The 20,108-nt window shown below is 45.3% G+C and carries 20 protein-coding genes; all 20 read left to right on the forward strand.

The window, feature by feature from the left end:
- The first annotated feature begins 3 nt into the window (after positions 1-3).
- Positions 4-3,378, forward strand: coding sequence for an ATP-binding protein (locus B6K08_RS07810; RefSeq protein WP_039210022.1), 3,375 nt, complete (start codon positions 4-6; stop codon positions 3,376-3,378).
- A 68-nt stretch (positions 3,379-3,446) separates the two neighbouring features.
- The gene (locus B6K08_RS07815; RefSeq protein WP_039210019.1) at positions 3,447-4,370 is read left to right on the forward strand and encodes a bifunctional riboflavin kinase/FAD synthetase; all 924 of its coding nucleotides are present in this window, start codon (positions 3,447-3,449) and stop codon (positions 4,368-4,370) included.
- Positions 4,371-4,392: 22 nt separating this feature from the next.
- Entirely contained in the window at positions 4,393-5,013 is a 621-nt protein-coding gene (locus tag B6K08_RS07820) for a peptidoglycan recognition protein family protein (RefSeq protein ID WP_072033486.1), read from the forward strand.
- A 142-nt stretch (positions 5,014-5,155) separates the two neighbouring features.
- Positions 5,156-5,422: a 30S ribosomal protein S15 gene (gene rpsO, locus B6K08_RS07825; RefSeq protein ID WP_039210015.1), complete on the forward strand. Its 267-nt coding sequence runs from the start codon at positions 5,156-5,158 to the stop codon at positions 5,420-5,422.
- A 149-nt stretch (positions 5,423-5,571) separates the two neighbouring features.
- On the forward strand, positions 5,572-7,641 hold the full coding sequence (locus B6K08_RS07830; protein ID WP_039210012.1) for a polyribonucleotide nucleotidyltransferase: 2,070 nt from the start codon (positions 5,572-5,574) through the stop codon (positions 7,639-7,641).
- 63 nt (positions 7,642-7,704) lie between these two features.
- Positions 7,705-9,033: a cytidylate kinase family protein gene (locus B6K08_RS07835; protein ID WP_080325852.1), complete on the forward strand. Its 1,329-nt coding sequence runs from the start codon at positions 7,705-7,707 to the stop codon at positions 9,031-9,033.
- Positions 9,034-9,052: 19 nt separating this feature from the next.
- Positions 9,053-9,457 carry an RrF2 family transcriptional regulator gene (locus B6K08_RS07840; protein WP_080325853.1) on the forward strand — a complete coding sequence of 135 codons (405 nt, stop codon included), beginning with the start codon at positions 9,053-9,055 and terminating at the stop codon, positions 9,455-9,457.
- Positions 9,458-9,598: 141 nt separating this feature from the next.
- A complete protein-coding gene (locus B6K08_RS07845) occupies positions 9,599-10,450 on the forward strand; it encodes a helix-turn-helix domain-containing protein (RefSeq protein ID WP_080325854.1) in 852 nt (283 codons plus the stop codon).
- A 25-nt stretch (positions 10,451-10,475) separates the two neighbouring features.
- A complete protein-coding gene (locus B6K08_RS07850) occupies positions 10,476-12,395 on the forward strand; it encodes a YgiQ family radical SAM protein (protein ID WP_080325855.1) in 1,920 nt (639 codons plus the stop codon).
- On the forward strand, positions 12,395-12,862 hold the full coding sequence (gene nrdR, locus B6K08_RS07855) for a transcriptional regulator NrdR (protein WP_080325856.1): 468 nt from the start codon (positions 12,395-12,397) through the stop codon (positions 12,860-12,862). The genes B6K08_RS07850 and nrdR overlap by 1 nt, the downstream gene beginning before the upstream one ends.
- 23 nt (positions 12,863-12,885) lie before the next feature.
- Positions 12,886-14,619 carry a radical SAM protein gene (locus tag B6K08_RS07860; protein WP_080325857.1) on the forward strand — a complete coding sequence of 578 codons (1,734 nt, stop codon included), beginning with the start codon at positions 12,886-12,888 and terminating at the stop codon, positions 14,617-14,619.
- Between the two features lie 27 nt (positions 14,620-14,646).
- The gene (pgeF, locus tag B6K08_RS07865; protein ID WP_080325858.1) at positions 14,647-15,465 is read left to right on the forward strand and encodes a peptidoglycan editing factor PgeF; all 819 of its coding nucleotides are present in this window, start codon (positions 14,647-14,649) and stop codon (positions 15,463-15,465) included.
- A 78-nt stretch (positions 15,466-15,543) separates the two neighbouring features.
- The gene (locus tag B6K08_RS07870) at positions 15,544-16,233 is read left to right on the forward strand and encodes a YggS family pyridoxal phosphate-dependent enzyme (protein WP_080325859.1); all 690 of its coding nucleotides are present in this window, start codon (positions 15,544-15,546) and stop codon (positions 16,231-16,233) included.
- 36 nt (positions 16,234-16,269) lie between these two features.
- Positions 16,270-16,800: a cell division protein SepF gene (locus B6K08_RS07875; protein ID WP_080325860.1), complete on the forward strand. Its 531-nt coding sequence runs from the start codon at positions 16,270-16,272 to the stop codon at positions 16,798-16,800.
- 44 nt (positions 16,801-16,844) lie between these two features.
- Positions 16,845-17,648, forward strand: a complete 804-nt coding sequence (proC, locus tag B6K08_RS07880) for a pyrroline-5-carboxylate reductase (RefSeq protein WP_080325861.1) — start codon at positions 16,845-16,847, stop codon at positions 17,646-17,648.
- A gap of 8 nt (positions 17,649-17,656) precedes the next feature.
- On the forward strand, positions 17,657-18,451 hold the full coding sequence (locus tag B6K08_RS07885) for a YlmH family RNA-binding protein (RefSeq protein ID WP_080325862.1): 795 nt from the start codon (positions 17,657-17,659) through the stop codon (positions 18,449-18,451).
- Between the two features lie 129 nt (positions 18,452-18,580).
- Positions 18,581-18,709, forward strand: a complete 129-nt coding sequence (locus tag B6K08_RS14200) for a hypothetical protein (RefSeq protein ID WP_268761941.1) — start codon at positions 18,581-18,583, stop codon at positions 18,707-18,709.
- Positions 18,706-19,380, forward strand: a complete 675-nt coding sequence (gene scpB / locus B6K08_RS07890; protein ID WP_080325863.1) for a methylmalonyl-CoA decarboxylase — start codon at positions 18,706-18,708, stop codon at positions 19,378-19,380. The genes B6K08_RS14200 and scpB overlap by 4 nt, the downstream gene beginning before the upstream one ends.
- A gap of 45 nt (positions 19,381-19,425) precedes the next feature.
- Entirely contained in the window at positions 19,426-19,971 is a 546-nt protein-coding gene (locus B6K08_RS07895) for a TlpA family protein disulfide reductase (RefSeq protein ID WP_052212532.1), read from the forward strand.
- Positions 19,971-20,108, forward strand: a complete 138-nt coding sequence (locus B6K08_RS14205; protein WP_072033506.1) for a CD1871A family CXXC motif-containing protein — start codon at positions 19,971-19,973, stop codon at positions 20,106-20,108. Before B6K08_RS07895 ends, B6K08_RS14205 begins: the two co-directional genes overlap by 1 nt.

Genomic DNA, 20,108 nt, shown 5'->3' on the forward strand with positions numbered 1-20,108 from the left:
ATTATGGATTTATTTGATTTTGAGCATGACCCCAAGGATGTGAAGATGGGGTTTCGGCTGGTTCGGCTGGAAGTATATAATTGGGGTACCTTTGATGGGAAGATTTGGGCCATGGATTTGGATGGGGAAACATCACTTTTGACAGGTGATGTAGGCTCCGGCAAATCTACTCTGGTGGATGCACTGATTACTCTGTTGGTGCCACCTAAAAAGGTTACCTACAACAAGGCGGCGGATGCCAGTGCCAGAGAGCGCAGCCTTAATTCTTATATCAGGGGCTATTATGCCCAGAAAAGGTCTGAGGACGGCATTGGCCAGCCCGAGGCCCTTCGTGACAGAAACCAGTACAGCGTTGTACTGGCTGTTTTTGGTGACGAAAATTTGGGAGCCAGAGTGACTTTGGCTCAGGTTTTCTGGTACAAGGATGAAACGGGAAGCCCGGATAGGTTCTTTGTGTTGGGTGAAAAGACTCTTACCATTGAAAATCACTTCAGCAACTTTGGAAGCGATATCAGAAGCCTGAGAAAGCGCCTCAGCAATGATGTCTATATCCATATTTATGATGATTACCCAAAATATGCGGAGGATTTTCGCCGTCGCTTTGGCATCAGCTCCTTGCAGGCCATGGATCTTTTCCAGCAGACTATTTCCATGAAGAAGGTGGATTCCCTCACCAGCTTCGTGCGCCAAAATATGCTGGAGCAGCCTGGAACAGAGGATGATGTACAGCGTCTTTTGGAGCATTTTCATGACCTGGACACCGCCCATAGTGCGGTGGTAAGGGCAAGAAGGCAGGAGGAAATGCTGTTGCCTCTTACTGCCCTTGGGGAAAGCTATTTTGATGCTCATAGCCGTCAGGTGGTTATTGAACAGATGGAAGGGGCCCTGTCAGCTTGGTTTGCCAAGGAGGACAAGGAGCTTAGGGAAAAAGCTCTGTCAAATTTGGAAAATAATCTTGCACAGGTAAAAAAAGACCATGAATCCATTATGGAGCAAAAGCAAACCAATGAGGAATCCATTGAGGATGTACAGCGTCAGCTTTACCAAAATGGTGGTGACAAGGTTTCCGTTACTGAAGAAAAGCTGGATAATGCCAACAAGGCTCTGGAGGCCTGCTTAAAGCAGCGTCAGCAGTATGAGGAAAATGCTAAGGGGCTGTCATTGGAAGTGCCAGATACCTTGACGTCCTTTAAGGAAAATCTTGAAAAGCTCATAGCTCTGGATAAAGAGGAGAAGCAACGGGAGCTGGATATTGCTGATGCCCAAAGCGACAATGACAGCGAGATTAAGGCCCTTAATAATTCCATAGCAATGGTGGAAAATGAGCTGAGTTCCCTGCGTTCCCGCAAATCCAGTATTTCTGCCGATTACATAGACCTTCGGCAGCAGATCTGTCAGGACTTGGATTTGGCAGAAAGCGAGCTTCCATTTGCAGGAGAGCTTATGCAGGTGGCCGAAGGCGAGGAACAGTGGGAGGGTGCCCTGGAGCGTCTTCTTCACGGCTTCGGTATGTCCTTATTGGTGCCTAAGCTTCATTATGGTGAAATCATTCAGTGGATGGAGAAGCATAAGGTCAAGCAGCGGGTGGTGTACTACAGCTGTGAGGAATATGTGGATCCTGTTAATTTTGAGGATTTGTCTGAGGATGCGGCCTGTGCCAAGCTGGACATTCGTCAGGATTCCCCGTTTAAAAAATGGCTTATGAGGGAGCTTTATCAGCGGTATAGCCATACTTGCTGTGAAACCTTCAAGGATTTTCAACGGGAAAAATTTGCCATTACCATAAAGGGGCAGATAAAGACCCAGGGGCGGCGTCACGAAAAAGATGACCGCTACGATTTAAATGATCGTCGCCGTTATGTGCTGGGCTTTTCCAACTTGAAGAAAATTCAGGCCCTGGAATCTGAGCTGGAGGATTTGCAGGAGGCTGTAAAGGAAGCAAGGCGCACTGAAGGACGGTTGAAGCGTCAAAACGGGGAGTGTCGCAAGAAACAGCTTTATATAAATAACCTTCAGCTGTTTAAGGATTTCACTCTTTTGGACAGGGTAACCCTTGAAAAGGAAGTGGCTGAAAAAAAGCAGCTTTTGTCTGGGCTTCAGGAGGAAAATGCCGTTTACATGAGGCTGGAAAAGCAGCTTTCCCAGCTAAAGGCTGAGCGGAAGGATATTGATTTACAGCTACAGCGGATTGTTGTTTCGTTAAATAACATAAATTATGGCATTAAAAGCAATAAACAGGGGATAGAGGCAGATGAGGCCCGTTTGGAGCAAATCAGCGAGGAAGAACAGCTGCGTATATTCCCAAGAATTTCTGAAAGAGCAGCCCAGGTATTTGGAGAAAAGCATCTTTCCCTTGATAACCAGAGTGAGCTGAAGGAAAAGCTGGGGGCAAATCTGCGGGCTGAACGGGAGATGTCTGTTCGTTCCAAGGAGGAAAAAGGACAGCAGCTGGTAGTTATGATGCAGCGATTTAAGGCAGCTTTCCCTGAATTTGGGGATGAGCTGGCAGCAGCCACTGAAGGCCTTAATGATTATCGTCAGCTTCTTACAAAGCTCCAGACTGATGCATTGCCACGCTTTGAAGACAAATTCCGTCAGCTTCTTCGTGAAAATACCATTAACAGAATTGCCCTCTTTAGGGAAAAGCTGAACAATGTGTGCGATGTAATAAAGGAACGCATCGAGATGATTAATCATTCTCTGGCGGAAATTGATTACAGCGAGGGGCGTTATATTCAGATTGAATGCGACAATGTGGCAGACAATGATATAAAGGATTTCCGTAATCAGCTTCGCTCCTGTGTCAGTGGTTATTCAGAGGGGGATGAGAATGAAGCATATTCGGAAGAAAAATTCCGTCAGGTGGAAAAGATTATTGAACGCTTTAGGGGGCGGCCTGAGTGTGCTGAGGCTGATAAGCGATGGACTGCCAGAGTTACAGATGTAAGAAACTGGTTTAGCTTTGCAGCTTCAGAGCGCTGGCGGGAAACTGGAGAAGAATATGAACACTATACCGATTCCGGCGGCAAATCCGGCGGTCAGAAGGAAAAACTGGCCTATACCATATTGGCTGCCAGTCTTGTTTATAACTTCGGCCTTGAAAGCAAGCACAAGAAAATAAACAGCTTCCGTTTTGTGGTGATTGATGAGGCTTTTTTAAAGAGCTCTGATGAATCAGCCAGATTTGGGTTGGAGCTTTTCCGTAAAATGGATTTACAGCTGTTGGTGGTAACTCCATTGCTAAAAATTGGTACAATAGAGCCTTATGTGTCCCATGTAGGATTTGTGTACCAGAATGACCAGAAGCATAAATCATATTTGAGAAATCTGTCCATAAAGCAGCTTCAGGCCCAGCGGGAAGAATACGCCAGGGGGTAAATTTGCCTTTGGAGGCTTCAAAAGGTATAATAAGTCTGTTGAGTAATATGATTTAGGTGATTTTTTTAATGCAGATTTTCAGTAAATTTAGTGATATAAAGACCTTCCTGAAGGGCCAGAGGACAGCTATTGCTCTTGGGACTTTTGACGGGGTTCACATTGGACATCAGAGTATTATCCGTCAGGCCATGGGGCTGGCCAAGAAGCATGGCCTTCTTAGTGTGGTGTTTACCTTTAGTAATCATCCATTGTCCGTGGTGGCTCCTGAAAGGGTGCCGGTGCAGATAGGCGATAATATCTCCAAGGCGGCATTTCTTGAGGAAATGGGCGTGGATTTATTGCTTAATGTGGCTTTTTCCGAGAAGCTATCCAGGCAGACTCCGGAAGAATTTTTGGAACGTCTGAAGGATTGCTGTAATGCCAAATTCGTGGTTACGGGTCCTAACTTTACCTTTGGGTACAAGGGCAAGGGAAATACCCGTATGCTGGGCCGAGTGGCCAGCTCCTATGGATTTAAGGCTGAGATTGGTGAGGCCATCCAGCTTAATGGCCGCATGGTAAGCTCCACCCGAATTCGGGGCCTTATTGAAGAAGGGGATTTGGAGCTAACCAATGAATACCTTGGCCGACCATTTAGCTTTGGTGGCCGTGTTATTCACGGCGATCAGCGTGGACGAACCATTGGCTTTCCTACAGCTAATCTTGCCATTCCCGACAAGCGGGCCATGCTCCCTAACGGGGCTTATGGAGTGTATGTGCTGATGAATGGTGAAAAGCACAAGGGTATTGCCAATGTGGGAAACAACCCGACCTTTGAAGGGTGTAATCGCCGTTTGGAGGTTCATGTGCTGGATTTTAAGGGAGATTTATACAACAAGCCTCTCACAGTGCAGTTTGTAAAAAAGCTGCGGGATGAGAAAAAATTTAGCGGCATTGAGGCCTTGGTAAAACAGCTTCGTGCAGACGAAGAAAAGGCAAGACAGATTCTTTAAAAAGGTAGTGCTTTTACATATAATGGACAGACGTAGTTTTATAAAGAAGTCAGTGGGTCTGGCACTGGGGCTTAGCTTACTGTCCCTGCCCGAGTTGGCCTCCAAGGCTTCGGCGGCCACCAAGTGGGGGAAGACCCGTTTTCGTATAGAGGAAAATGATTTTTGGTTCGCTGAGGAACCATCCAGAAGAAGAGAAACCAATAGAATAATTGTTCATCATACAGGAACATCCCAGGATCGTGATATGTCAGCGGAGCAAATCCATCGCTTGCACCGTGACAGCTTTGGCTGGGCTGGTATAGGATATCATTACGTCATCAGAAAAAATGGCACCATTGAACGGGGCCGCGGATGGAATATGATAGGTGCCCATGCCAGTGGCAATAACAGCGATTCTGTGGGAATTTGTGTAGCCGGCAATTTCAACGTTGGTTCACCAACGGACGCCCAGATAAGATCTTTAACGAATCTCTTAACAACTCTTTGTGGTGTATATAATCTTATTCCTGATGAAATGGGAGTAATTGGGCATAGGGATGTCAATTCCACCTCCTGCCCGGGAGATATGCTTTACGCTATGCTGCCACAGGTGCGTAAGCGGGTAATGAAAAATATGGGGCTGGATTTACCAGAGGATGAATAAATTATCCTTTACAAAGTAATAGGCCTATAGTATAATTCTAAAAGTGTTCGCTAAGGACATAATATTTATCCCTTGCTAAGACATGGACGACTCCGACCTTGCCTCAGCTTGTGGAACTTTTAAACAATAGGAGGAATTTTCAATGTTAACTAACGAAGCAAAGCAGGAAATCATGCAGAAGTATGCAGTTCATGAGGGCGACACTGGATCCCCAGAGGTTCAGATTGCTGTTCTCACTGCTCGTATTTCTTACCTCACTGAGCATCTCAAGGAGCACAAGAAGGATCATCATTCCCGTCGCGGTCTTCTGAAGATGGTTGGTCATCGTCGTCGCCTGCTGGCATACCTGAACAAGAAGGATATCGAGCGTTATCGTGCAATCGTATCCAAGCTTGGTCTCCGTAAGTAATTTAATATTAGTTTCGGACCTGAGGGACTCCATTTTGGGGTCCCTTTTTGCTTAGGGAAAAACTAAAAATTAAGTAGCTATTTTTGTCAACAATATGTTATACTATCAAGGTTAAAAGGTATAAAGAAGATTATAGGAGGAAAAACTTAATGCAGAGTTTTGAGATGCAGTTAGGCGGCCGCACATTTACTGTTGAGACCGGAAAAATGGCTAAGCAGGCAAATGGTGCTGTTTTGGTGCGCTATGGTGAGACTGTTGTTTTGGTTACAGCTACGGCTTCTGATGAGCCAAGAGAGGGTGTTGATTTCTTCCCTCTGACTGTAGATTATGAAGAAAAGATGTACGCCGTTGGTAAGATTCCAGGCGGTTTTATAAAGAGAGAGGGGCGTCCAGGGGAGTCTGCTATTCTTTGCAGCCGTCTCATTGACCGTCCTATCCGTCCTCTGTTCCCAGAGGGCTATCGTAATGATGTTCAGATTGTAGCTACAGTTATGTCTGTAGAGCATGACAACGCTCCAGAGATTGCGGCTATGATTGGTGCATCCTGTGCTCTGACAATTTCCGATATTCCTTTCCTTGGTCCAATAGCTGGTGTTCGTGTTGGTCGCGTTGATGGACAGTTTATTATCAACCCTAATGTTGAGCAGCGTGAGGTTTCTGACCTTAATCTGACCATTGCCGGCTCCCGTGATGCGGTAATGATGGTTGAGGCTGGTGCCAATGAGCTTCCGGAAGAAGTTATTTTGGAGGCTATCCTCTTTGGTCATGAGGAAATCAAGAAGATCGTTGCTTTCCAGGATGAGATTCAGAAGGCTTGTGGCAAGGAGAAGCGTGAGGTTAAGCTCTTTGCTGTTCCGGAGGAGCTGGAAACGGCTATTCGTGAGTACGCTACTGATAAGCTGGATCAGGCTGTCCGTAACCCTGATAAGCTGGCTCGTGATGAGGATATTTCCAATGTTAAGGCTGAAGCTATGGAGCATTTCCTTGAGCTTTATCCTGATGCCATCAAGGAAATTCCATATATGCTTCACAAAATCGTTAAGGAAATCGTACGCCGTATGATTACCAAGGAGAAGATTCGTCCAGACGGTCGTGAGGTTGAGGAGGTTCGTCCTGTAAGCTGTGAAGTTGGCATTTTGCCTCGTCCACATGGTTCTGGCCTCTTTACCCGTGGTCAGACCCAGGTTCTCACAGTTACTACCTTGGGTTCTCTTGGTGATGAGCAGGTTCTTGACGGCCTCGGCGTTGAGACTTCCAAGCACTACATTCATCAGTACAACTTCCCTGGCTATTCTGTAGGTGAGGCTCGTCCTGTTCGTGGTCCTGGACGTCGTGAAATCGGTCATGGCGCTTTGGCTGAGAGAGCTTTGGTTCCGGTTATTCCTTCCATTGAGGAATTCCCATATACTATTCGCATGGTATCCGAGATTTTGGAGTCCAACGGCTCCAGCTCTATGGGTTCCGTTTGCGGCAGCACCCTTTCTCTGATGCACGCAGGTGTTCCTATTAAGCGTCCTGTATCCGGTGTGGCTATGGGTCTGGTTAAGGATGGGGATGATTACACTATTCTCACCGATATTCAGGGTATGGAAGATGCTCTGGGCGATATGGACTTTAAGGTTGCTGGTACTACTGAGGGCGTAACTGCAATTCAGATGGATATCAAGATTAAGGGCATCTCCCGTGAGATTCTTTCCGCTGCTCTTGCACAGGCAAAGCGCGGTCGTGCCTTTATTCTCGGCAAGATGCTGGAGTGCATTGCTGAGCCTAACAAGGAGCTGAGCAAGTATGCTCCTCGCGTAACCACTATGCAGATTAAGCCAGACAAGATTCGTGAGGTTATTGGACCTGGCGGAAAGGTAATCAAGAAGATTATCGAGGACTGCGGTGTTCAGATTGATATTGATGATGACGGTACCGTTCGCATTTCTGCTACCAGCGTTGAGGCTTCTGAGGCAGCTATTGCCTGCATCAACGAAATCGTCAAGGAAGTAGAGGTAGGCGAGGTATATAAGGGTAAGGTTACCCGTATTATGAATTTCGGTGCCTTTGTAGAGCTGTTGCCAGGCCGTGAGGGCCTGTGCCACATTTCTCAGCTTGACAAGAAGCGCGTTGAGAAGGTTGAAGATGTTGTCAACGTTGGCGATGAGCTGGAAGTTAAGGTAACTGAGATTGACCAGAAGGGCCGTGTAAACGTATCCCATAAGGTTCTCCTGTAAAATATTTATGCCCGCTTTGCTTTTGGTGAGGCGGGCATTATCTTATTTTTTGGAGTTTTAGATATGAGAGAAAGAAAGAAGACAGTTTCCGAGCTGTTACGAAGATACTTGCTTTATACTTTGGGTATTATTCTGATGGCTTGCGGTATAGCTGTTCTGATTAAGGCGGAAATGGGCGTGGCCCCTATGGTTACCATGCCTTATACTATATGGTTAATTGCAGATGTATTTACAGTAGGAGCCTGGATAGGTCTGTTTAATTTTGCCGGTCTTATGGGTCAGCTTATTATTCGCAGAGGGCGGGTAAAGAAAAAGGCAGTGATAATGCAAATTATCACGGCTTTGGCTCTGGGAATATTTACGGATATGGCCCTAAATACCCTGGCTGGCTTTAATCCTATGTCCCATTCCAGCAGAGCTGTTACCTGCTTTTTCAGCAGTGTACTGATGGCCAGCAGCCTTTATTGCTGCGTAATATCCAGTGTGGCCTTACTGCCGATAGATTCTCTGCTGAGACTTTTGGGGGCAATTTACCATAAGAAATTTTCCACCATGAGATGGATTTCTGACATAACCCTGTCTCTGTTCTCCGCTGTTTTGGGCCTTGTGTTTTTGGGTAATCTTGGAGGCGTCCGTGAAGGAACCCTTATCGTGGCCGTATTCACTGGCGTTATTCTAAAGCTGCTCATGAAATATCTGCGTTGGTTTACTTACATTTTGTTGCCGGAGAATCGTGTAGATGATATTTCCTCTGTTATTGATGATGATATTAACGAGAAGCATTTTGTACTGACTGTATCCCATGAATATGGCAGTGGTGGGCATTCTATAGCAAGACGTATTGCTCACGAGCTAAATCTTCCTTATTATGATAGTGATATTATCCAGATGGCTGCAGAGGATAGTGAATTTGCATATAAATATCTGGAGGAACACGGTGACAAGGTTACTTCCAATGCCCTATACAGCTTGTACGAATGGTATACCTCTGCCTATGACAAGGATGAGGAGCTTACACAGGAGCAGGTGTATAAAATTGAGGCCCAGGTTATCCAGGAAATTGCTTCCAAGGATTCATGCGTTATTGTGGGGCGCCTGGCCAACTATGTGTTGCAGAATCATAAAAATTCTTTGCACATTTTCATTACTGCTGACGAGATTGAACGGACCAAACGTGTTATGCGCAAGGCAAAAATTGATCATCAGCAGGCAGTGGAACAGATAAAGAAGCACGCCAAGCTGAGAGAGGAACATTGTCGTAAATTTTCTGATGCTCAATATGGTATTGGCGCCAGCTATGATATTACAATCAAGTCCAGTAAATACGGTGTGGATAGAACAGCTGCTATTCTGCTTCAGCTGATTAAAGAGTTTAGGCTCATCCAATTTTAAGTATGTTTGAGGTGATTATATGAGATTATCGAGTAAGGGCCGTTATGGTGTAATTGCTATGCACGAATTAGCTATGGCGTATGGTAAGGGCTCCATTACGGTTAAGACTATTGCCGAGAATCAGGGCATCTCTGACAATTACCTGGAACAGCTTATGGGGGCATTGAAGAAAGCTGGCTTTGTAAAAAGCGTTCGTGGTGCCCAGGGTGGCTATATGCTGGCCAAGGCTCCAGAGGATATAACCATAGGTGAGATTATTGTCACTATGGAGGGGCCTGTTATTTTTGCCGACTGTATGCTGGCTCCCTGTGAAAAGGCAGAGGGCTGTGGTCGCAGAAATGTTTGGTCGCATATAAGTGATAAGGTAAATGATGTGCTTAACTCCATAACTTTGGCTGACCTTGTAAGGGAAAGCAATGGGTAAATATTACAATTGGGACTCGCATTGTCAATGCGGGTCCGTTTCTTTATTTTTGTTTATTTTCAAAAAATAGAATTGTTGCTATTGAGTATAAAAACTTAACCATGTATAATATAGTAGAGTTTTTGTGTAGGAGGTTAGAACATGCTGGGAGATATTCTTAGGAGAGAACGAGAAAAGCAAGGACTAACGATTAAAGATATCGAGAATGAGACCAGTATCAGGTCTTTATATATTGAAGCAATAGAGAAGGGTGACTATGATCACCTGCCAAGTGATGTATATACAAAGGGCTTTATACGCAATTATGCCAAGGCCCTGAATATGGACAGTGCTCCATTATTACAGCAGTTTAATTCCGAGAGAAATATTGATGTTCCTGTTCAGCCAGTTGACCAGCGCCCTCAGGAGACTTACTATGATGATGTGCCACAGCGCACCATTACTGTAAAATCTTCTTCATATTCTGCTTCTGGCAGCGAGGGGGGCAATCTATTTTCTTCCGGCAATGATTATCGTGAGCGCACCGAGGAAAAGGGTGGCTCCAGAAAATTCATGATTCTTCTGGCTATGATGGTTGTGTTCTTGGGCGGTGTATATTATGCCTTCAGTGACGACCCGGCTCAGGAGAAGTCAAAGCCTACTGTAAAGACAGAAAAGGTTGTGGACAAGAAGCAGGAGCAACCACCTGTTGTTGAAAAGAAGTATGATTCCGTTGAGGTTTCTGCCAAGTTTACCGATCCATGCTGGATTTCAGTTAAGATTGACGGCAAGGAAGTATTTGAAGGCACTGTGGATAGTGGCAAGGAGATGTCCTGGAAGGGTAATGACAAGGTTGAGCTTATTGCTGGTAATGCCGGAGCTATCGAGCTTACTTGGAACGGAAAGAGTCTGGGTGTTCTTGGTAGCAAGGGACAGGTCGTGGAGCGCCTTATGACCAAGGAGAGTGATGGTGCCAAGGCTGATACTTCTAAGTCAAATAAGAGTGCCAAATAATTCAAGTTGTTGATGGTGTGATTTAATGAGCTTTTTACCAATATCAAAAGAGGATATGGAAATTCGGGGCTGGCAACAGCTGGATTTTGTCTTTGTATCTGGTGATGCCTATGTGGATGATCCCAGCTTTGGCCCGGCCATATTATGTCGTCTGTTGGAAAAGCATGGATATAAGGTGGGGATTATCCCACAGCCGGATTGGCACAATATCAAAGATTTTGCCCGCCTTGGGAAACCTAGGCTGGGCTTTCTTGTTTCAAGTGGAAACCTGGATTCACAGCTGAATAGATTTACTGCGGCCAAAAAGGTTCGCCATCAGGATGCCTATTCTCCTGGAGGTAAGGCTGGTCATCGCCCGGAAAGGGCTGTGGTGGTGTATACCCAGATGCTGAGAAGGTGCTGGGGAAATGAGGTTCCGATTATTATTGGTGGCATTGAAGCCAGCCTTAGGCGTTTTGCCCATTATGATTACTGGGGGGATCAGATTTGCCAGTCAATTTTGGCGGAGAGCGGTGCTGACATTCTGGTATATGGCATGGGTGAAAAACAGCTTATAGATATAGCTGCACAGCTCCATCAAGGCGTTGAAATACAGAATATTCAGGATGTTCAGGGTACCTGCTTTAGGGTGCCCAATTTTGACTATATTTGGGATTTTACGCCAATTCCTTCCTATGACGAGGTTAGAGAAAGCAAGGAGAAGTTTGCTGAGGCATTTAAAACCGAGTATTTGGAGCAGGATGCTTTTAGAGGCAAAAAGCTGGCCCAGCAGAATGGTGATTGGTGTATTGTTCAGAATCCACCAGCCATGCCTCTTTCTGTGGAGGAAATGGACGAAATATATGATTTGCCCTATGAGCGCAGATGGCACCCTATTTACGACAAGGACGGGGGAGTTCCAGCCTATGCAGAGGTTAAATTCAGCATTACGGCCCATAGGGGGTGTTTTGGTGGCTGCAATTTCTGTGCTATTATTTCCCATCAGGGCAGAATTATTCAGCGTCGCAGTGATGAATCCATTATTCGCGAGGCTGAAATACTTACAAAATTGCCGGATTTCAAGGGATATATCCATGATTTAGGTGGTCCTACCGCCAATTTTCATCGCACCTCCTGTGATATGCAGCTGGAGCGGGGCACCTGTCATGGAAAGCAGTGCCTGTCCCCTGATGTGTGCCATAACCTTATTGTGGATCATAGTGGATATATGGAGCTGCTTCGTAAAGTCAGGGAAATTCCGGGTATCAAGAAGGTATTTATCCGCTCTGGGATACGCTTTGACTATTTGATGCTGGCCAAGGATGATTTTTTGCAGGAGCTCTGCGAACATCATATAAGTGGTCAGCTAAAGATTGCTCCTGAACATATATCTGACAGAGTTACCCGTATTATGGGGAAATCCTCCCGCAATATCTATGTGCGGTTTGTGGAGCGTTTTAATCGCATGAATAAAAAACTGGGTAAAAAACAGTTTTTGGTGCCCTATTTCATGTCCAGTCACCCTGGCTGTACACTGGAGGATGCCATTGAGCTGGCGGTGTTTATCAAGGAAATGGGATATCATCCGGAGCAGGTTCAGGACTTTATTCCAACTCCTGGCACCCTTTCTACCTGTATGTGGTACAGCGGCATAAATCCTATGACCGGAGAAAGGGTGTATAGTGCTAAAAAGCCTGAGGACAAGGCTATGCAGCGGGCATTGATGCAATACTGGCTTCCAAGAAATTATGACCTTGTCAAGAAGGCCTTGGAAAGGGCAAAGCGGTTTGACCTCATTGGCTATGGCCCAGATTGTCTTATTCGTCCTGAAAAGGGCGGTAAAGCTGTATCTCATAAGGATACAATCCATAAAGGCACATTTCATAAAGAGAACAGAAATAGGAACAGCAATAAAACAAGCAATAAAAATGGTAATTCACGTAAGGTTAGAAGGAAGGTGCAGTAATGCTTTGCCCATTTTGTAATAAAGAGGATAGCAGGGTAATAGATTCCAGAGCAGTGGATGATGGTCGTGCTATCAGAAGGCGCCGTGGCTGCCCTCATTGTGGCAAAAGATTTACTACCTTCGAGACAGTGGAGCAGCTGCCCCTGATGGTTGTAAAGCATGATGGCAGTCGTCAGGTCTTTGACCGTAACAAGCTGTTGAACGGTCTTATCCGTTCCTGTGACAAGCGGGATAAATCACTGGAAAGTGTGATGATTCTTGCTCATGATATTGAGCAGGACATACATCGGGAATTTGAGCAGGAGGTTCCATCCAAGGCTATTGGTGAAATTACGTTGAAGCATCTAAAGAATTTTGACCAGGTAGCCTATATCAGATTCGCCTCCGTATATAGGAAATTCTCTGATATAAACAGCTTCCGCCATGAGCTGGATGTGCTTTTGGCAGACGATGATAAAAATGATTAAATGATTAAGATGGAGGAAAATACTTGTCCTGGAGATTGAAGGAACAGCTCAAAAATATGCTGGCAGAAGAATCTGGATACTATATTTATCACGCTGGTGGCAGAACCAGGGTGGCTTTGTTGTATCCAAATTCCTATTTTGTGGGTATGTCCAATCTGGGCCTTCATATCGTATACAGATTACTAAATCAGCGTGACGATACTGCCTGTGAGCGGGGGTTCCTGCCGGAAAAACGTCAGCAGGATGAGTATATAAAGCATAGGGTCCAGCTTATGACCATGGAAACCCAAAGTGCGGTTTCCACCTTTGATATTGTGGCCTTTGTTATGTCCTTTGAAATGGATTATTTCAACATTTTAAGGATGCTGGAGCTGGGGAAGATAAAGCTGTTGGCCACAGAGCGTGGGGAAATGGATCCCTTGGTAATTGCTGGTGGTCCTTGTGCCACCTTTAATCCCGAGCCTATGAGTCCCTTTGTGGATGCCTTTATTATCGGTGAAGGCGAGGCTGTTATGCCCACCTTTATGGATACATATAACAGGGCAAGAGGTGAGGGCTTTTCCAAGGAAGAAATCCTTTCGATTTTGGCAAAAATACCAGGAGTGTATGTGCCTTCACGCTATGAAGTAAGCTATGGACAGGATGGGTATGATACTCAGATAAAACCAGTAGCTGATGCTCCGGAAAGGATATGCCGTCAGTGGCAGGAAAACCTCGATGAATATCCTGGTGAGACGGCAATTTACACAGAAAATACGGAATTTAACCTTCATTTGGTGGAAATTGCCAGAGGCTGCGGCCGTCATTGCCGATTCTGTATGGCTGGCTATTGCTTTAGAAGACCCCGCAATCGCTCATTGGAAGCCATTGAGAAAATGCTGGTGGCGGCCAAGGAAAAGGGGCGCCGTGTAGGACTGATGGGAGCAGCAATTTCTGATTATCCTGAAATTGATCAGCTTTGTAGGGAAATCCTTGGGGATGGACTCAGTATGTCGGTGGCTTCATTTAGGGCAGATTCCGTTACCCAGGAGCTGGTGGACTCACTTGCTGCCAGTGGCTTGAAAACCTTGACCATGGCTCCAGAGGCCGGCAGTACCCGCATGAGGGCTGTTATAAATAAGGGCATTGAGGAGGAACATCTCTTGAATGCCATGAGCATGGGAATCAAGGCTGGTATACGAAATTTTAGACTGTATATTATGATTGGTCTTCCCGGAGAAGAACCATCGGATATTCAGGGCATCATAGATATGGCCGTAAAGCTGAAGGATTTTATGGAAGCAAAGGGGGCCACAGGCCGTCTTACCCTAAGCATAAACCCATTTATTCCCAAGCCCTTTACTCCCTTTCAATGGTCTCCTATGGCACCAATAAAATATATTCAGGGTGCTCTAAAGGAAATCACCAATGCTCTGAGAAAGCGGCATAATGTTGAGGTCATTGCTGAGTCCCCACGGGATGCTTATGTTCAGGCGGTCTTGGCCAGGGGAAACAGAAAAACTGGCCAATATCTTTTGGAAGCCTATGAAAATGGTGGCAGCAAGGCTATGAAATCTGTATTGAAAAGCCATAAGCTGTCTATGGAGGATTTGGTAAGTCATCCCGTATCCTTTGACAATATCCTTCCATGGGATATACTTGATATGGGCTTTACCAAGGATTATCTTAAAAAAGAATTAATAGAGTCACAGCAGGAAAAGCCAAAGCACACAATTCAGTGCTTTGATGGTTGTAAACGCTGTGGCGTCTGCAAATAGATTTACGCAAAAGCGGTGTGATATTATATGAGTTTTTCCCTTGTATCAGGCAAATTGAAGAATCTGTGGATAGGAAAATTCTCCATTTTTTCGGAGGATTTGTTTGTTCATGGTATTTCCACAAGACATGGAGGTGTCAGCAAAGGTGCCTTTGAAGCTCTGAATCTAGGTCTTCATGTGGAGGATGAGCTTAACGATGTAAGACGAAATCGGGATATATTCTTTGAAGGACTGGAGCTTCCTAAGGGACAGGGGACCACCTGTCAGCAGGTTCATGGAAGCAAGGTGGTTAAAATTACCAAAGCCCAGGCGGGCAGCGGAATGTATAATTTTGAGGAATCCATAAAGGATGCGGATGGCCTCATTACTGATGAGCCGCGTGTTCCGTTGATGCTTTTCTTTGCGGACTGTACGCCGATTCTTATAGCAGACCCCGTACAAAAGGCTATTGGTGTGGCTCATGGGGGCTGGCGAGGTACAGTGGCTTCCATAGCTGCCAGAACCGTGGAGCTGATGGTAAAGGAGTATGGTTCAAAGCCGGAGAAGCTTCTGGCGGGTATTGGACCAGCCATCGGGCCTTGCTGTTATGAAGTGGGAACGGAAGTTATAAAGCAATTTAGGGATGCTTTTCCTGATTTTTATGATAAAATAATCATTGATGAAAAGGGTGGACAGCATCTTGATTTGTGGAAGGCCAACGAGCTTCAGCTAATAAAGGCTGGACTCAAACCGGAAAATATTGATGTAGCCGGTGTGTGCACCGCCTGCAATCATCGTCAGTTTTTCTCCTATCGTGCCGACAAGGGCAGGACAGGGCGGATAGCAGCGGTGCTGTCCATAAAATAATTGCCTTCCCCTGGAGGGGAAGGGGGACCGCTCATGTAGCTTGGAGCGGTGGATGAGGTGCTTATAAAGGGTGATTAGATGATATCGGAGAAGTTGAGAGAGGTTAAGGATAATATTGAGGCAGCCAAGGCCAAAAGGAGCTTTGACAAGGCTCAGGAGGTTCTTCTGATTGCCGTTACCAAAAATCATGACATTTATGCTATGCGTGAAGCCATAGATGCTGGAATTACTGATATTGGAGAAAACCGTATCCAGGAAGCCAAGGAGAAGTTTGAAACTCTGGACAGGGATGTGACCTGGCATCTTATAGGTCATCTCCAGACTAACAAGGCCAAGCAGGCAGTTAAAATTTTTGATATAATTCATTCTGTGGACTCGTTGCATTTGGCAGAAGCCATAAATAATGCTGCTGCCAATATTGGTAAAATTCAAAAGGTTTTGGTCCAGGTGAATCTCGCCAAGGAGGCTTCCAAGTCTGGAATATATGCCGAGGATATGGAGGAGCTGCTTTATAAAGTGGATGAAATGCCGAACCTTCAGCTCATGGGACTGATGTGTATTGCTCCAAACTATGAGAATGTGGAGGATTGTCGTCCTTTATTTGCAAAAATGTACGAAATTTATAATCGCGTGAAGGAAATGAACTTCCGGACAGCGAATATAATATATTTGTCAATGGGTATGACTCATGATTATCAGATTGCTGTTGAGGAGGGCTCAAACATGGTTCGGGTTGGAACCGGAATTTTTGGGCCAAGACAGTACTGAGGTGTAGCTTGATATTTAATTGAGGAGGAACATCCTGTGGGTAAGATAGATTCTTTTTTGGAAAAGATTGGCATTAAGGACACAGATGGGGAGGAAGTGCTTTTGGATACTGTTGAGGAGGAAGAAGTGGACAGACCGGTGCCTCCGAGAGCCAAGCCTGCTGAACCTGTCAGCTTTGGTTCCCGCCGTAGTATGCATGATAGAAAGGTGATAAATATGGGGTCTGATTCTGTATCCATCCGTGAAGGAGGTGCAGCTGCCACTATGGCCAATACCATGATGAAGGTAGTTGTTATTAATCCAAAGAATATTGATGATTGTCAGCAGATTGCCAACTGCCTAAAGGAAAAGCGGCCTGTTGTGATCAATTTGGAAAATGTTGAGGAGCCTACAGCTGTCCGCATTATTGATTTTATAAGTGGAACAATCTATGCCATTGATGGTGCTGTAAATAAAATCAGTCGCAATGTATGGCTCTTTGCGCCAAAGAATGTAAATATTGCTGTAAGTCAGCAGAACCATGGCCTGAATAATATGCCATGGGAGCCAAATAACAATAATAAATGATGAATATTTTAATAAATTTAAACTAAGAAGGGCTGGTGTCTGACATGAAAATTGGATTTATCGGTGGCGGAGCAATGGGAGAGGCTCTCCTGTCCGGAGTATTGTCTAATGGTTCGTTGGCTCCAAAGGACGTATTTGTTTCAGAAATCAGGGAAGACAGATGTCAGGAGCTAAAGGATAAGCATGGCGTCAATGCTGTCACTGACAATGATTTTGTCAAAAATGCAGGGCTTGACATATTGATTTTGGCTGTTAAGCCTCAGGTAGCTACCGATGTAATGACATCATTGAAGGGCAAGGTGTCAGATGATGTTTTGGTGGGCTCCATTGTGGCAGGTCTTCCTATTAAGACCTTGGAGAAGTATTTTCCATCTAATCCTATTGTGCGCATCATGCCTAATACACCATTGGCAGTTGGCGAGGGTATGTCCGCTTATGCCAGAAATGAGCGTGCCTTCGGCAAAGCAACTGTCAAGGCCATTAGAGATATTCTCTATGCTTGTGGTCAGGCTGTTGAGGTTAAGGAAAGCATGATGGATGCGGTTACTGGACTTTCCGGCAGTGGTCCCGCTTATGGCTTCCTTATGATTGATGCTATGGCAGATGGCGGCGTGGCAGCAGGTCTTCCACGTCAGACAGCTATTTTGTTGGCAGCTCAGACATTGCTTGGAGCTGCAAAGATGGTGGTGGAAACCGGAAAGCATCCTGATGTGCTGCGTGACCAGGTTACCAGCCCAGCAGGAACAACTATTGCAGGCGTTCGTGTAATGGAACAGCAGGGGGTACGTGGTGCCCTTATTGATGCGGTACTTGCTGCTACTGAACGCTCAAAGGAATTGGGGAAATAATTTAAGGTATGGCAGGTTCTGAACAAAAAGAAAAGATTATTAGATATTATAAAGGAACTGAAGGCGCTGATACTGCTGTAAAGCTGGTAGATATGGCCGAGCAGGTAATGCGCAGTCAGAAGTTCCGTATTAGCGGTTTTTTGGACCTTTATGGCCAGGAGATTGCTGAAACTGTTGTGGCCAACTATCCAGGTATCAGATTGGAATTTAATGGCGGCTATCAGGGAGCTGAACGCCAGCGGGCCATGTTTATTGATGAAAGTTTCGGCGGGAGTCCCGGATTTGATATTGTGGTTATCAAGGCCACCTGGAATGGTGAATATGAGCATATTGGCCACCGCGATGTTCTAGGCTCTATTATGGGGCAGGGCATTGAACGGGATCGTATTGGCGATATTCTCATGGGTGGTGCCACAGCCCGTATTTTGGCAGATAAAACCATGGGGGCTTATCTCATAGATAATCTTACCCAGATTGGTCGCACCGGAGTATCCTGTGTTGAAGATGATCTGGCCAATATTACACCAAAGGAAGAGAACTGCAAGGAAATTCGGGCTACAGTTGCCTCCCTTAGAGTTGATTCCATTGCCGCCGCAGGCTATGGCTCATCCCGTAGTCGTGCCGCTTCTGATATTGCGGCAGATAAGCTGAAGCTTAATTGGCAACAGGTAAAGAATGCTTCCCAGTCCGTTAAGGAGGGGGATGTTCTCTCCATGCGTGGCCGTGGACGCCTTGAGGTGGTTGAGGTTCGTGGAACCACCAAAAAAGGTCGCATTGGTGTATTGTTAAAACGATATATTTGAGATTTTTCAGCCACCTTCGGGTGGCTTTTTTATTACATAGTTTGCAGGAGATTAATTTTTTTTGACGAAGTACATAACGTAAAATGTTTATATCAAAGCAAGTATCATATTTGAAAGGTGGAATATTAGATGCTGGTAAGTACCGAAATAAAGGATCGTATTGCTTATATTAAAATGCAGAATGGGAAGCATTATAATTGTCTTAGTGAAGAAATGTGCCTGGAATTGATTGAGGCCATAAAAAAAGCTATTCCTTGAAATGTGTTGGTATTGTCATAAAAGCAGAAGTGAATCGTAATGTGTGGAGTGCAGGCCACGACATCAAGGAGCTGCCTGTAGACGGCAGTGACCCATTGGCCTTTAATGTGCCTATGGAGGAGCTGCTGCGAGAGGTGCAGGATGTGCCTATTCCCGTTATCGCCTGTGTGGATGGCACAGTTTGGGGAGGTGCCTGTGATTTGTGCCTTTCCTGTGACATGATTGTCAGCTCCAAGGCTTCCACCTTTGCCATTACCCCGGCCAAGATTGGTATTCCATATAACGCATCGGGTTTAATTCACTTTATTAATCAGTTGGGTATGAACAAGGCCCGTGAAATGTTCTTTCTGGGGACTCCAATTGAGGCAGAGGATGCTTTGAATGTAGGTCTTATAAATCATGTGGCAGATGATAGCGAAGCTCTGGAAAAACTTTTGGAGGAGCATTTTTTGGCACCGCTGCGCCGCAACAGCATCCTTTCCGTCAGTGCTATTAAGCGCCAGTTCCGTATTTTATCAAGGGCAGCAACTGTAATCAGTGCAGAAAACTTTGAACGTATTAACTATTATCGTCAGAAGGTATATAGTGGTGATGATTACAAGGAGGGAATTAACTCCTTCCTGGAGAAACGGCCACCACAGTATAAGGGCAAGGCTTCAGATTTGGATTGAGTAGTGAAAGTTATATATTGTTTTAATATACGGGAGGATGCTAATATGCAAAAATTCTTCAAACTAACGAGTATGGCCATGATTGTGTTGGCAATGCTGCTGCTGTCTGCGGGCTGCCTGGCTGAAAATGCCACATCTTCAAATCAGGGAGCTGCCAAGCTAAATAAGTTTCCTGACTTTAAAACGGTTGATTTGGCAGGAAATGTTGTTACCCAGGATATCTTTAAGTCAAAAAAAGTAACTGTAGTCAATATTTGGGGAACCTTCTGTCCACCATGCATTGGCGAAATGCCGGAGCTGGGGAAGTGGGCTGGACAAATGCCGGCAGATGCTCAAATTATTGGTATCGTCTGCGATGCTAGAGACAAAAATGATAAAGAAACCATAGACGAGGCCAAAAAAATTACTGCCAATGCTAATGCCAAATTTGTGAATATTGTACCGGATGAGGGCATCATGAGTTATCTTGATAGTGTTGATGCGGTACCAACAACTATTTTTGTGGATTCCGATGGTAATATCATTGGCGAGACTGTGGTAGGGGCAGACGTAGCCAAATATAAGGAGCTTTTGAAGAGGTATCTTAAGTGATGACGGTGGTAAAAAAACGGCTGATCCTTTTATTGGTAGCCGTGACCAGCATATTTTTCGGTGTGTGGCGAGGCGAAGTGTCCTTGATTTTTCAAAAGGCCATTCGCGTTTGCATGGAATGTATAGGATTGGGGTGA

Origin of the sequence: Anaerovibrio lipolyticus DSM 3074, assembly GCF_900141865.1 — a bacterium.
GTDB classification, from domain to species: Bacteria; Bacillota; Negativicutes; order Selenomonadales; family Selenomonadaceae; genus Anaerovibrio; species Anaerovibrio lipolyticus.